Below are 15,702 nucleotides of genomic sequence, written 5' to 3' on the forward strand. Positions count from 1 at the left end.
TCCGGCGTGCTGAGCGGTGTCACGTCAGGAGATGCCGAGCTCTTTGTCGATCAGGTCGAACATCTCGTCGTCGCTTGCGGTGTCGATGCGGTCGGCGACCGACGCGCCGTCGCTCCGGGCGGCGTGCACCCGGGCGAGCAGGGTCTGCAGGCGGGTGGCGAGCGGGCCGAGCGCGTCCGGTCCCAGGCCGGGCATCCGCGCCTCCAACCGGTCCAGGTCGGCCAGCGGTGAGCCGTCCGCGGGCGCTCCGACCGGGCCGGTGGCGGTCGGTGCCGGGACGACCCGGCCGAGCAGGTGCCCGGCCAGCGCGGTGGGCGTCGGGTAGTCGAACAGGACGGTGGCCGGCAGGCGTACCCCCACCGCCCCGGCCAGCCGGTTGCGGAACTGCACCGCGGTCAGCGAGTCGAAGCCCATGTCGAGGAAGCCGCGCTCCGCCTCGATGCTCTCCGGCCGGTCGTGCCCGAGCGCGGCGGCCATCGTGCCGCGGACCAGGTCCAGCAGGACCCGGCGCCGGTCGTCGTCGCCGAGCGTCGCCAGCCGCCGGGCCAACGCCTCGGCGTCCGCCGCGGCCGTCTGCGCGGTCCGCCGGGCCGGCGCCCGGACCAGGCCCCGCAGCAGCGGCGGCACCGTCCCCGCCGAGGCCCGGGCGCGCAGCCGGGTCAGGTCGAGCCGGACCGGCACCAGGGCGGGCCGCTCCGGCAGCCGCAACGCGGCGTCGAAGAACGCCAGCCCCTGCGCGGCGGTCAGCGGCACCACGCCGGACGCCGCGATCCGGGCCGCGCCGGCCGGGTCGAGCGTCTCACCCATGCCCGCCGCCCACAGGCCCCAGGCAAGCGAGCTGGCGGGCAGCCCTCGGGCGTGCCGGTACGCGGCGAGGCCGTCCATCCAGGCGTTCGCCGCCGCGTAGTTCGCCTGTCCCGGACCGCCGAGTGTGCCGGAGACCGACGAGTACATGACGAACGCCGCCAGGTCGTGCCCCTGGGTCAGCTCGTGCAGGTGCCACGCCGCGTCCACCTTGGGTCGCATCGCGGTGGCCAGCCGGCGCGGGTTCAGGCCGGTCACCATGCCGTCGTCGAGCACCCCGGCCGCGTGCACCACCGCGGTCAGTCGCCGTCCGGCCAGCAGCGCCGCCAGCTCGCCCCGGTCCGCGGCGTCGCAGGCGGCGATGGTGACCTCGGCGCCGAGCGCGGACAGCTCGGCACGCAGCTCCGCCGCGCCGGACGCGGCCGGTCCTCGGCGGCCGGTCAGCAGCAGCCGCCGGGCACCGTGCGCGGTGATCAGGTGCCGGGCCAGGAGCGCGCCGAGCGCACCCGTGCCGCCGGTGATGAGCACCGTGCCGTCCGGGTCGAGCGCCGGCGCGTCACCCCCGGCCGGCGGCACGACCGCCAGCCGGGGCACCACGATCTCCCCGGCCCGGATCGCCAGTTGCGGCTCCGCGCCGGCCAGGGCCCGCCGGAGCAGGTCCGCTGGCAGCGCCGCCGCCGGCACGTCCGAGTCGAGCAGCCAGAACCGGTCCGGGTGCTCGCTCTGCGCGGTGCGCACCAGCCCCCAGACGGCGGCGGCCGAAAGATCAAGGACATCATCCCCGGTACGGGTGGAGACCGCCCCGCTCGTGACGATCGCCAGCCGGGTGTCGTCGAGCCGGTCGTCGCTGAGCCACCCCTGCACCAGTCGCAGGACGTCCTCGGTGGGCCCGTGGTCGGCGGCGGTCCGGCCGGGCGGCACCACTGCCACCACCACCGGCGGCCGGCCGGTGTCCCCGGCCACCTCGTCCGGATCCCGGTAGACGGTCGCGCCCGGCAGCTCCCGCAGCGCGCCGATCCGGTCCGGACCGGCGTCACCCGCGCCGGCGGCGGTCCAGGTCGTCGCGTACAGCGGGTCGGCGACCGCGACCCGGGCGCCGGCGATCTGCGCCCGGGTGACCGGCCGGGCGGTCAGCGAATCGACCCGCACCACCGGGGCGCCGGCGCCGTCGACCGCGGTCAGGCTCACCGTGTCCGGGCCGGTCGGGGTGACCCGCAGCCGGAACCGGGTGGCCCCGGTCGCGTGCAGGGTCACGCCGCTCCACGCGAACGGCAGCAGGATCTCCCCGTCCGCGCCGTTGTCGCGCGCGGCGACGTCCAGCAGCATCGGGTGCAGGGCCGCGTCCAGCAGGGCCGGGTGTACGCCGTACCCGGCCGGATCCGTCCCGGCCGGCAGCGCGACGTCGGCGTAGAGCGTCTCGCCGTCCCGCCACACCGCCTCCAGGCCGCGGAAGCGGGCCCCGTAGCCGTAACCGCGGACCGCGAGCGCGTCGTACAGGCCGTCGAGCCGCACGCTCTCGGCGGTCGGGGGCGCGGCGGTGTCCTCGGGGGCGGCGGTCGCGGCGTCGGTCGCGGTGCCGGTGGCGTGGGTGGTCCATTCGGTGCCGGCCGGGGCCTTCTCCGGCCGGGAGTGGATGGTGAGCGTCCGGTCGCCGTCGTCGCCGGCCGGGCCGACCTGCACCCGCAGGTGGACGGCCCCCTGCTCGGGCAGGATCAGCGGGGCCTCAAGCGTCAGCTCCCCGACGCCGTCCGCCCCGGCCTGGCCGGCGGCGTACAGCGCCAGCTCGACGAAGCCGGTCGCCGGGAGCAGGACCGCGTCGTGGATGGCGTGGTCGGCCAGCCAGGCGTGGGTGGCGAGGCCGATCCGACCGGTGAAGAGGTGGCCGCCGTCGGGCAGCTCGGTCGCGGCCGACAACAGCGGGTGGTCGGCGGTGGCCAGGCCGAGGCTCGCGGCGGTGCCGGTGGTGGCCGGGCGCAGCCAGTAGGGCTGGCGTTGGAACGGGTAGGTGGGCAGGTCGGTGTGTCGTCCGGCGGGTGTGGTGGTGGTCCAGGTGGTGTGGTGTCCGGCGGCGTGGAGCGCGGCGTGGGCGTGCTGGCCGAGGTGGGCGGCGGTGATGGTGGCGGTGGTGTCGTCGGGGAGGCAGGCGTGGGTGAGTGTGCTGAGGGTGTTGTCGGGTCCGAGTTCGACATAGGTGGTGACCCCGGCGGCATCCAGGGTGGAGATCATGTCGTGGTAGCGGACGGCGTCGCGGATGTGTCGGGTCCAGTAGCCGGCGTCGAAGGCTGGGGCGATGTCTCCGGTGCGGTTGGAGATGACCGGGATGGTGGCCGGGTGGTAGGTGACGCTGTCGGCGATCGTCTGGAACTCGTCCAGGATCGGGTCCATGTGGGGGGAGTGGAAGGCGTGTGAGGTGGTGAGTTTCTTGGTGCGCCGCCCTCGTCCGGCCCAGTGCACGGCGATCGCGGTGACGGCGTCGGTGTCGCCGGAGATGACGGTGCTGGTGGGGGAGTTGAGTCCGGCGATGGAGACCTTCTCCGGGTCGAGCATCGGGGTCAGCTCGTCTTCGGTGGCCTCGATGGCGATCATCGCGCCGCCGGGTGTGGCGGCTTGCATGAGTCGTCCTCGGGCGGTGACCAGCAGGGCGGCGTCGGGGAGGCTGAGCACGCCGGCGAGGTGGGCGGCGGACAACTCACCGATCGAGTGCCCGGTGAGGTAGTCCGGGGCGATGCCCCAACTGGTGACCAAAGCGTGCATTGCCACGTGCGTGGCGAACAGGGCGGGTTGGGTGTAGCGGGTTTCGTGGACGGCGTCGACCATGGCCTCGCGCAGCGGCCGGTCCAGGTGCTTGTCCAGTTCGGCGCACACCCGATCGAAGGCTTCGACGAAGACCGGCTCGTCGCGGTGGGCCATCTCGGGGTGTTGGCTGCCCTGGCCGGTGCACAGGAACGCGATCTTCCCCGTCGGGCGCGCGGTGCCGCGTACCAGTGCGGGGTGGTCGTTGTCGGCGGCGAGGGCGGTGAGCGCTTCGCGGTGGTCGGCGAGGATGACCGCGCGGTGGGTGTGCTGGGCGCGGCGGGCGAGGGTGTGGGCGATGTCGGCGTCCGCGTGGCCGTCGACGTGCTCGCGCAGCCGCGCGGCGGACTCCCGCAGCGCCTCCGCCGTGCGGCCGGAGAGCAACCACGGCACCGGCGTCCCGGCCGGCTCCGGCCCCTCCACGTCCGGTGCTTCCTCGATGATGAGGTGGGCGTTGGTGCCGCTGATGCCGAACGACGAGACGCCGGCCCGGCGCGGTGACCCGTTGCGCTTCCACGGTTGGGCCTCGGTGAGCAGCGCGACGTCGCCGGAATCCCAGTCGACGTGCGGGGACGGCTCGTCGACGTGCAGCGTCTGCGGGAGCAGGTCGTGGCGCAGCGCCTGCACCATCTTCACCACCCCGCCGATGCCGGCGGCGGCCTGCGCGTGGCCGATGTTCGACTTGATCGACCCCAGCCACAGGGGCCGGTCGGCGGGCCGGTCCTGCCCGTACGTGGCCAGCAGCGCCTGGGCTTCGATCGGGTCGCCGAGGGTGGTGCCGGTGCCGTGCGCCTCGACGGCGTCGACGTCGGCGGGGGTGAGGCGGGCGTTGGCGAGGGCCTGCCGGATGACACGTTGCTGGGACGGGCCGTTGGGTGCGGTGAGGCCGTTGCTGGCGCCGTCCTGGTTGACCGCCGACCCGCGGATGACCGCCAGGACCGGGTGGCCGTTGCGGCGGGCGTCGGAGAGCCGTTCGAGCAGGAGCATGGCGGCGCCCTCGGCCCAGGCGGTGCCGTTCGCGCCCGCGGCGAAGGACTTCGCCCGGCCGTCCGGGGCGAGCCCGCGCTGCCGGCTGAACTCGATGAACATGCCCGGCGTCGACATCACCGCCGCCCCACCGGCCAACGCCAGATCGCACTCGCCGCCGCGCAACGCCTGACCGGCCAGGTGCATCGCGACCAGCGACGACGAACACGCGGTGTCGACGGTGACCGCCGGGCCCTCCAGACCGAACGTGTAGGCGATCCGGCCCGACGCCACGCTCGTCGTCGTCCCGGTCAGCAGGTGACCCTCGACGCCCTCACCGCCGGTGTGCAGCAGCGACAGGTATTCGTGGGCGGACACCCCGGCGAAGACGCCGGTGGCGGTGCCGCGCAGCGTCGCCGGGTCGATGCCGGCGCGTTCCAGGGCCTCCCACGAGGTTTCCAGCAGCAGCCGCTGCTGCGGGTCGATGGCGAGCGCCTCCCGTGGGCTGATCCCGAAGAACTCCGGGTCGAAGCGGTCCGCGTCGCGTAGGAAACCACCGTGCCGCACGTACGTCTTGCCGCTGGCGTCCGGGTCGGGGTCGTAGAGGTCGTCGACGTCCCAGCCCCGGCCGTCCGGGAAAACCCCGACCGCGTCGACCCCGCCGGCGAGCAGCTCCCACAACGCCTCGGGGGTGTCCGCGCCGCCCGGGAACCGGCAGGCCATGCCGACGATGGCGATCGCCTCGTCGTCGGGACCCGTGGCGCGGGCGGGTGCCACGGCGACGGCCCGGTTCGCCGGGGCGTCGGCGAGGCGTCCGTGCACGAACTCGGCGATCGCCGCCGGCGTCGGGTAGTCGAAGACCAGGGTGGCGGGCAACCGCAGCCCGGTCGTCGCGCTCAACGCGTTGCGGAACTCCACCGCGGTCAGCGAGTCGAGGCCCATCTCCAGCAGCGCGCGGGAAGCGTCGATCCGGTCCACGTCGGTGTGGCCGAGCACCTCGGCGACCCGGGCGCGGACCAGATGCAGGACGGTACGTAGTTGCTCGCCCGCGGGCCGCCCGGCCAGCTGACCGCGCAGCGCCGCGCCGCCGGTCCCGGCGTCGGTGGCGGCCCGCCGCTGCGGGGCACGCACCAGCGCCCGGAAGACCGGGGGCAGACCACCGGCGGCGGCCCGGGACTGCAACGTGCCGTGGTCGAACAGGGCGGGCACCAGGGTCGGCGCCCCGGTGGCGAGCGCGGCGTCGAAGAGCGCGAGCGCCTCCGCGGCGGGCAGCGGCAGCACGCCGGTCCGGCCGATCCGGGTGGAGTCGGCGTCCGGAAGCGCCGCGCCCATGCCGCCGCCGTCAGTCGGCGCCCACAGCCCCCACGCCAGCGACGTCGCCGGCAGCCCGCGCGCGTGCCGGTGGGCGGCGAGCCCGTCCAGGTACGCGTTCGCGGCGGCGTAGTTGGCCTGCCCGGCGCTGCCGATCGTGGCGGCGACCGAGGAGTAGAGCACGAACGCCGCCAACGGGCGGTCCGCGGTCAGCCGGTGCAGGTGCCAGGCGCCGTCGGCCTTCGGGCCCAGCACCGCCGCCAGGCCGTCGTCGTCGAGTGCGCCGACGGTGGCGTCCCGCAGCACGCCGGCGGCGTGGATCACCCCGGTCAGCGGGTGGGCGTCCGGGATCGCGGCGAGCAGTGCGGCGAGTTGGTCCCCGTCGCCGGTGTCGCAGGCGGCGACGTCGGCGTGCGCGCCCAGCTCCGCCAACTCCTCGACGAGCCGGCCGGCGCCGGGTGAGTCCGGGCCGCGGCGGCTGGTCAGCAGCAGCCGGCGCACGCCGTACCTGACGACGAGGTGCCGGGCCAGCAGCGCGCCCAGCGCCCCGGTGCCGCCGGTGATCAGGACGGTCCCGGCCGGGTCGAACCGGCCCTCGACGACCGGCTCGGCCGGGCGGTCGGTGGTGACCAGTCGGGGGACGAAGGCCCGGCCGGCGCGGAACGCGATCTGCGGCTCCTCGGCCGCGAGCGCCTCGGCCAGCGGCTCCGGTGCCAGATCCGCGAGGGCGGCGTCGGCGTCGGCGAGCACGAACCGGCCGGGATGTTCGGTCTGCGCGCTGCGCACCAGACCCCACACCGCCGCCGCGGGCAGGTCGGTGACGTCCTCGGCGTCCTCGGTGGCGATCGCGCCCCGGGTCAGCAGCACCAGCCGGCTGCCGTCCAGCCGGTCGTCGGCCAGCCAGTGCCGGATCAGGTCGAGCGCCGCCCGGATCGGCGCGCGGTCGTCCGGGCCGCTGGCGGACGGCACCGGGGCCAGCACGATCGGGGGTACGGCGCCCGCGTCGGCGAGCGCGGCCGGATCCGGGCGGACCGGCACACCGGCCGGACCGGCACCCGGCACGCCGAGCACGGCAAGCGCCGGTGCCCCGGCCGCCGCCGCGAGGGTCCCAGCCGCAGGCGCGGCGGCCCCGGCGGGCGTGAAGGTCCCGGTCAGCGGCGCGGCGGTCCAGGCGAGGCGGTACAGCGGCGGCCGGGCGTCCGGACGGGACGCCGCAAGTTGCTCCGGCGACACCGGGCGCATGGTGAGGGCGTCGACCGCCAGCACGGGCGCGCCGGTCGGGTCGGCCATCAGCAGCGACACCGTGTCCGGCCCGGACGGGGTGACCCGGATCCGCAGCGCGGTGGCGCCGATCGCGTGCCGGCTGACACCGGTCCAGGAGAACGGCAGCCGCACCGTCCCGCCGTCGTAGCGGAAGTTCAGCGGGTGCAGCGACGAGTCGAAGAGGGCCGGATGTACGCCGTACGCCTCCGGCCCGGACCCGTCGGGCAGCCCGGTCTCCGCGTAGATCGTCTCGCCGTCCCGCCAGGCCGCCCGCATGCCCTGGAACAGCGGTCCGTAGTGGTAGCCGCGCTCGGCGAACTCCCGGTAGAAGCTCTCGGTGTCGAGCGGCGAAGCGCCGGCCGGCGGCCACGCCGCAAGCGCTTCGGCGGGCCGGGGCGTCTCGGCGGTGAGCGTGCCGCTGGCGTGCCGGGTCCACGCGGCCCCCGGCGCGGCGTCCTCCGGTCGGGAGTGGACGGTGAACCTCCACCGCCCGCCCTCCGCGGCGCCCGTGCTGACCCGCAGGTGCAGCGCGCCCTGCTCGGGCACGGCGAGGAAGACGTGGTGGGTCAGCTCCTCGACGGCCGCCGCGCCGATCCGGTCGGCGACCTCCAGGAGCAGGTCGATGAACGCGACGCCGGGCAGGACCACGGTGCCGTGCACGGCGTGCTCGACGAGCCACGGGTGGGAGCGCCGGGAGATCCGCCCGGTGTAGAGCCGGCCGTCACCGTCGGGGAGTTCCACCTCGGCCTGGAGCAACGGGTGGGTGGCGTCGTGCTGGCCGAGGCTGCTCGGGTCGCGCGGGGTGGCCGGTGCGGCGAGCCAGAACGGCTGGTGCTGGAAGGCGTAGGTGGGCAGGTCGAGGTGCCGGCCGGGCGGGGGCGTGGTGGTCCAGACCGTCTCGCGCCCCGCCGCGTGCAGCACGGCGTGGGCGTGCTGGCCGAGGTGGGCGGCGGTGATGGTGGCGGTGGTGTCCTCGGGGAGGCAGGCGTGGGTGAGGGCGCTGAGGGTGTTGTCGGGTCCGAGTTCCACGTAGGTGGTGACCCCGGCGGCATCCAGGGTGGAGACCATGTCCCGGTAGCGGACGGCGTCGCGGATGTGTCGGGTCCAGTAGCCGGCGTCGAAGGGCGGGGCGATCTCGCCGGTCCGGTTGGAGATGACGGGGATCGTCGCCGGGTGGTAGGTGACGGTCTGCGCGATGGCCTGGAACTCGTCCAGGATGGGGTCCATGTGGGGGGAGTGGAAGGCGTGTGAGGTGGTCAGCTTCTTGGTGCGTCGTCCCTGCCCGGCCCAGTGCACGGCGATCTGCGTGACGGCGTCGACGTCGCCGGAGATGACGGTGCTGGTGGGCGAGTTCAGTCCGGCGATGGACACCTTCTCCGGGTCGAGCATCGGCGTCAGCTCGTCCTCGGTGGCCTCGATCGCGATCATCGCGCCGCCTGAGGTGGCGGCCTGCATGAGTCGTCCCCGGGCGGTGACGAGCAGCGCGGCGTCGGGCAGGCTCAACACTCCGGCGAGGTGCGCGGCGGACAACTCACCGATCGAGTGCCCGGTCAGGTAGTCCGGCGTGATCCCCCAGCTCGTGACGAGGGCGTGCAGGGCGACGTGCGTGGCGAACAGGGCGGGTTGGGTGTAGCGGGTCTCGTGGACCGCGTCGACCATCGCCTCGCGCAGCGGCCGGTCCAGGTGCTTGTCCAGTTCGACGCAGACCGCGTCGAAGGTTTCGACGAAGACCGGCTCGTCGCGGTGCGCCATCTCCGGGTGCTGGCTGCCCTGGCCGGTGCACAAAAATGCGACCTTCCCGGCCGGGCGCGCGGTGCCGCGTACCAGTGCGGGGTGGGGGTTGTCGGCGGCGAGCGCGGCGAGCGCTTCGCGGTGGTCGGCGAGGATGACCGCGCGGTGGGTGTGCTGGGCGCGGCGGGCGAGGGTGTGGGCGATGTCGGCGTCCGCGTGGCCGTCGAGGTGGTCGCGCAGCCGGTCGGCGTTGTCCCGCAGCGCCTCCGGCGTCAGCCCGGAGAGCAACCACGGTGACCCCACCGGCGAGCCGGCCGCGCCCTCGCCGGACGGCGCCGCCGGAGCCGGGCCTTGCTCCAGGACGAGGTGCGCGTTGGTGCCGCTGATGCCGAACGACGACACCGCGGACCGGCGCGGCCGGCCGGTGTCCGGCCAGGCCCGCGACTCGGTGAGCAGGGCGACGCTCCCGGCGTCCCAGTCGATGTGCGGGGACGGCTCGTCGACGTGCAGCGTCTGCGGCAGCACGCCGTGACGCATGGCCTGCACCATCTTGATCACCCCGCCGATGCCGGCGGCGGCCTGCGCGTGCCCGATGTTGGACTTCAGCGAGCCGAGCCACAGCGGCTGGTCGTCGGGCCGGTCCTGCCCGTACGTGGCCAGCAGCGCCTGGGCTTCGATCGGGTCGCCGAGGGTGGTGCCGGTGCCGTGCGCCTCGACCGCGTCGACGTCGGCCGGTTCCAGGCGGGCGTTGGCCAGGGCCTGGCGGATGACCCGCTGCTGGGCGGGACCGTTGGGGGCGGTGAGGCCGTTGCTCGCGCCGTCCTGGTTGACCGCCGACCCCCGGATGACGGCGAGGATCGGGTGCCCGTTACGGCGGGCGTCGGAGAGCCGTTCGAGCAGGAGCATGGCGGCGCCCTCGGCCCAGGCGGTGCCGTTCGCGCCCGCGGCGAAGGACTTCGCCCGGCCGTCCGGGGCGAGCCCGCGCTGCCGGCTGAACTCGATGAACATGCCCGGCCCGGCCATGATGGTCGCGCCGCCGGCCAGCGCCAGGTCGCACTCGCCGCCGCGCAACGCCTGACCGGCCAGGTGCATGGCGACGAGCGACGACGAACAGGCCGTGTCGACGGTGACCGCCGGGCCCTCCAGACCGAACGTGTAGGCGATCCGCCCGGACGCCACACTCGTCGTCGTGCCGGTGAGCAGGTAGCCCTCCACCCCCTCCGAGCCGGTGTGGCAGAGCGAGACGTACTCCTGGGCGGACACCCCGGCGAAGACGCCGGTGGCGGTGCCGCGCAGCGTCGCCGGGTCGATGCCGGCGCGTTCCAGCGCCTCCCACGAGGTTTCCAGCAGCAGCCGCTGCTGCGGGTCGATGGCGAGCGCCTCCCGCGGGCTGATGCCGAAGAACTCCGGGTCGAACTGCTCGGCGTCGTAGACGAAACCGCCCGCCCGCACGTACGTCTTGCCGCCGGCGTCCGGGTCGGGGTCGTAGAGCTCGTCGGCGTCCCAGCCCCGGCTCGCCGGGAACCCGCCGACCGCGTCGACCCCGCCCGCGACGAGGTTCCACAGCGTCTCCGGGGTGTCCGCGCCGCCCGGGAACCGGCAGGCCATGCCGACGATCGCGATCGCCTCGTCGTCGCCCGCCCGGGTCCGCCGAACGGTCCGGGTCGGGAACTCGGCACCCGCGTCGGACAGCTCGGCGGTCAGGTGGGCGCCGAGCGCCGCAGGTGTCGGGTAGTCGAAGATCAACGTCGCGGGCAGGGCCAGCCCGGTCGCCTTTCCCAGCCTGGTCCGGAACTCGATCGCGCTCAGCGAGTCGAAGCCGAGTTCCTGGAACTGCCGGTCGGCGTCCACGGTCGCCGCCGACGCGTGCCCGAGCGCGCCCGCGACCTGCGCGCACACCAGGTCGGTGAGGATCCGCCGCCGCTCCGGCTCCGGCCGCCCGGCCACCTGCCGGCGTAGTTCGTCACCGCCGGCCTGGCCGCCGCGGGCCGCCCGCCGGGCCGGCGCGCGCACCAGACCGCGGAGGATGGCCGGCAGTTCGCCGCCGTCGGCCAGCCGGCGCAGCGCCGCCAGGTCCAGCCGGGCCGGCACCAGCGCGGGCCGGTCCCCGGCCAGCGCCGCGTCGAACAGTCCGAGCCCTTCCGCCGGGGTGAGCGGGACGATCCCGCCCCGGGCGACCCGGGCCGCCGCCGCCTCGTCCAGGGTCGCGCCCATCCCGTCGTCCCCGGTCGGCGCCCACAGCCCCCAGGCGAGGGAGACCGCCGGCAGCCCGTGCGCGCGCCGGTGCGCGGCCAGTCCGTCGAGCGCGGCGTTCGCGGCGGCGTAGTTGCCCTGCCCGGCCGTCCCGAGCGTCCCGGCGATCGACGAGTAGAGCACGAACGCGGCCAGGCCGGAGTCGGCGGTCAGCTCGTGCAGGTGCCACGCCGAGTCCACCTTCGCCGACAGCGTGGCGTCCAGGTGCTCCGGGGTGAGCGACGTGAGCGCGGCGTCCCGCAGTACCCCGGCGGCGTGCACCACGGCGGTCAGCGGGTGCGCGGCGGGCACGGTGGCGAGCAGCTCGGCGACCCGGTCGCGGTCGGTGAGGTCGGCGGCGACGATGTCCACGTGCGCGCCCAGCCCGGTGAGGGTGGCCCGGAGCGCGGTGGCGCCCGGGGCGTCGGGTCCGCGGCGGCTGGTGAGCAGCAGGCGGGTGACGCCGTGGCGGGTGACCAGGTGGGTGGCCAGGAGCGCGCCGAGGGCGCCGGTGCCACCGGTGATCAGGACGGTGCCGTCCGCGTCGAGCGGGGTCGGGACGCCGCCGGTCACGGCCGTCACCCGGGGCGCCAGGACCCGGCCGTCCCGCAGGGCGACCTGCGGTTCGTCGCCGTCGGCGAGCCGGGCGAGCAGATCGCCGTCCGGGTCCTCGTCGGCGTCGACAAGGACGACGCGTCCGGGATGCTCGGCCTGGGCGCTGCGGACCAGGCCCCAGACGGCCGCGCCCACCAGATCAGAAACATCGTCGCCGGTACGCGTCGCGACCGCGCCCCGGGTCAGCAGAAGCAGCCGGGCCTCGGCCGGCCGGGGCGCGTCGAGCCAGCGTTGGAGGAGCCCCAGGACGGCCGCGACCGGCCCGTGGTCGGGTCGCTCGCCGGCCGGCACCCGCACGGCGATCCGGTCCGCGAGCTCCGCGGGCCATCCGTCCTCCGCCAGCAACTCCACCGGAGCGCCCACGGCGGCGCCCGGACCCGGCCGGGGCACCCAGTCCACCCCGTACAGCGGCAGGCCGGTGTCCGGCCGGGCGGCGGCCAGTTGCGCGGCCGACACCGGGCGGGTGATCAGCGAGTCCACGGTCGCCACCGGCGCGCCGGTGCCGTCGGCGATGGTCAGCGCCAGCCGGTCCAGGCCGGACACCACGATCCGGACCCGCAGCGTGTCGGCGCCGACCGCGTGCAGCGCGATTCCGCCCCAGGTGAACGGCACCCGCACCTGGCCGGCGTCCGGGTCGTCCACGGGGCGCAGCGCGGAGCCGACCGCGATCGGGTGCAGGGCCGAGTCGAGCAGGCCGGGGTGCAGGCCGAAGTCGCCCGGGTCGGCGCCCTCCGGCAGCGACACCTCCCCGTAGATGGTGTCGCCGTCCCGCCACGCCGCCCGCAGGCCCAGGAAGAGCGGGCCGTAGCCGAAACCGGCGCCGGCCAGCCGCCGGTAGAGGTCCGCGACGTCGATCTCCGCGCCCGGGGGCGGCCACTCGGTCAGCCCGGCCGGCGTCGCGTCCGGGTCGGCGACGGCCAGGACGCCGGTGGCGTGCCGGGTCCAGTCCGTGCCGGGCGGCGCGTCCTCGGACCGGGAGTGGACGCTGAACGTACGCCGGCCGGCGTCGTCGGCCGCGTCCACGGAGACCCGCAGGTGCAGCGCGCCCTGCTCGGGTACGGCCAGGAAGACGTGGTGGGTCAGTTCTTCGATCAGGTCGCAGCCGACCCGGCCTCCGGCGTGCAGCAGCATGCCCACGAACGCGGCACCCGGCACGACGAGCGCCCCGTGCACCGCGTGCTCAGCGATCCACGGGTCGGTACGCGCCGAGATCCGGCTGGTGAAGAGGTGGCCGTTGCCGTCCGGCAGTTCGACCTCGGCCTGGAGCAGGGGGTGCGCGGCGGTGGCCTGGCCCAGGCTGGCGGCGTCGTGCGGGGTGTCGGAGGCGTCGAGCCAGAACGTCTGCCGCTGGAACGGGTAGGTGGGCAGGTCGATGAGGCGTCCGGCGGGTGTGGTGGTGGTCCAGGTGGTGTGGTGTCCGGCGGCGTGGAGCGCGGCGTGGGCGTGCTGGCCGAGGTGGGCGGCGGTGATGGTGGCGGTGGTGTCGTCGGGCAGGCAGGCGCGGGTGAGTGCGCTGAGGGTGTTGTCGGGTCCGAGTTCCACGTAGGTGGTGACCCCGGAGGCGTCCAGGGTGGACACCATGTCGTGGTAGCGGACGGCGTCGCGGATGTGTCGGGTCCAGTAGCCGGCGTCGAAGGCCGGGGCCACCTGGCCGGTCCGGTTGGAGATGACGGGGATCGTCGCCGGGTGGTAGGTGACGCTGTCGGCGATGGCCTGGAAGTCCTCCAGGATCGGGTCCATGTGGGGGGAGTGGAAGGCGTGTGAGGTGGTCAGTTTCTTGGTGCGCCGTCCCTGTGCGGCCCAGTGGGCGGCGATGTCGGTGACGGCGTCGACGTCGCCGGAGATGACGGTGCTGGTGGGGGAGTTCAGCCCGGCGATGGAGACCGTGGCGGGGTCGAGCATCGGCGTCAGCTCGTCTTCGGTGGCCTCGATGGCGATCATCGCGCCGCCGGAGGTGGCGGCTTGCATGAGTCGTCCGCGGGCGGTGACCAGGAGCGCGGCGTCGGGCAGGCTCAACACGCCGGCGAGGTGCGCGGCGGACAGCTCACCGATCGAGTGCCCGGTGAGGTAATCCGGCGTGATGCCCCAACTGGTGACCAAAGCGTGCAGGGCGACGTGGGTGGCGAAGAGGGCGGGTTGGGTGTAGCGGGTTTCGTGGACCGCGTCGACCATGGCCTCGCGCAGCGGCCGGTCGAGGTGCTTGTCCAACTCCGCGCAGACGGCGTCGAAGGTTTCGACGAAGACGGGTTCGTCGCGGTGGGCCATCTCCGGGTGCTGGCTGCCCTGCCCCGTGCACAGGAACGCGATCTTCCCCGTCGGGCGCGCGGTGCCGCGTACCAGTGCGGGGTGGGGGTTGTCGGCGGCGAGGGCGGTCAGTGCCTCGTGGTGGTCGGCGAGGATGACCGCGCGGTGGGTGTGCTGGGCGCGGCGGACCAGGGTGTGGGCTACGTCGAGGTCAGCCTTGCCGTCGACGTGCTCGCGCAACCGTGCGGCGGACTCGCGCAGCGCCTCCGCCGAACGGCCGGAGAGCAGCCACGGCACGGGTGTCCCGACCGATGGCAGCTCCTCCACCTCGGGTGCTTCCTCGATGATCAGGTGCGCGTTGGTGCCGCTGATCCCGAACGACGACACCCCGGCCCGACGCGGGGACCCGTCCGGCGTCCACGGCTGGGCCTCGGTGAGCAGCGCGACGTTCCCCGCCGACCAGTCGACGTGCGGGGACGGAGTGTCCACGTGCAGCGTCTGCGGCAACACACCGTTGCGCAGCGCCTGCACCATCTTGATCACCCCGCCGACTCCGGCGGCGGCCTGCGCGTGCCCGATGTTCGACTTCAGCGACCCCAGCCACAGCGGCCGGTCGTCGGGCCGGTCCTGGCCGTACGTCGCCAGCAAAGCCTGGGCCTCGATCGGGTCACCCAGGGTGGTGCCGGTGCCGTGCGCCTCCACCGCGTCCACCTCGGACGGCTTCAGCCGCGCGTTGGCCAGGGCCTGGCGGATGACCCGCTGCTGCGACGGCCCGTTCGGCGCGGTCAGGCCGTTGCTCGCCCCGTCCTGGTTCACCGCCGAACCCCGGATGACGGCGAGGATCGGGTGCCCGTTGCGCTGGGCGTCGGAGAGCCGCTCCAGGAGCAGGATGCCGGCGCCCTCGGCCCAGGCGGTCCCGTCGGCGGTGGCGGAGAACGACTTGCACCGCCCGTCCGGGGCCAGGCCACGCTGCCGGCTGAACTCGATGAACATGCCCGGCCCGGCCATGATGGTCGCGCCGCCGGCCAGCGCCAGGTCACACTCACCGCCGCGCAGCGCCTGACCGGCGAGGTGCATGGCGACAAGCGACGACGAGCACGCGGTGTCGACGGTGACCGCCGGGCCCTCCAGACCGAGCGAGAAGGCGATCCGGCCGGACGCCACGCTCGTCGTCGTGCCGGTCAGGACGTACCCGTCGACGTCCGCCCCGCCGGCGTAGCACAGCGACGCGTACTCCTGGCTGATCGCCCCGACGTAGACGCCGGTCCGGCTGCCGTGCAACGTCGCCGGGTCGATGCCGGCCCGTTCCAGGGCCTCCCACGAGGTTTCCAGCAGCAGCCGCTGCTGCGGGTCGATGGCGAGCGCCTCCCGTGGGCTGATCCCGAAGAACTCCGCGTCGAAGCGTTCGGCGTCGTAGAGGAAACCGCCGTGCCGGGCGTACGACCTGCCGGCCGCGCCCGGGTCCGGGTCGTAGAGGCCGTCCAGGTCCCAGCCCCGGGTGACCGGGAAGCCGCCGATCGCGTCCACGCCGCCCTCGACGAGCGACCACAGCGCCTCCGGGGTGTTCGCCCCGCCCGGGAACCGGCAGGCCATGCCCACGACGGCGATCGGCTCCTGCCGGTCCGCCTCCGCCTTGCGTAGTTGCCGCCGGGCCTGGGCCAGGTCCGCCGTCACGCGCTTCAGATAATCGCGAAGCTTTTCCTCGTTCACGAACAACCTCGATATCTTCCAGGCGGGCGGCGG

1 protein-coding gene is annotated in these 15,702 nt (G+C 75.1%); it reads right to left on the reverse strand.

The annotated features are described in order from the left end of the window. Positions 1 to 24: 24 nt before the first annotated feature. On the reverse strand, positions 25 to 15,669 hold the full coding sequence (locus O7613_RS07660) for a type I polyketide synthase (protein ID WP_282292972.1): 15,645 nt from the start codon (positions 15,667 to 15,669) through the stop codon (positions 25 to 27). Positions 15,670 to 15,702: the final 33 nt, after the last annotated feature.

The organism is Micromonospora sp. WMMD975, assembly GCF_029581215.1.
GTDB lineage: Bacteria > Actinomycetota > Actinomycetes > Mycobacteriales > Micromonosporaceae > Micromonospora.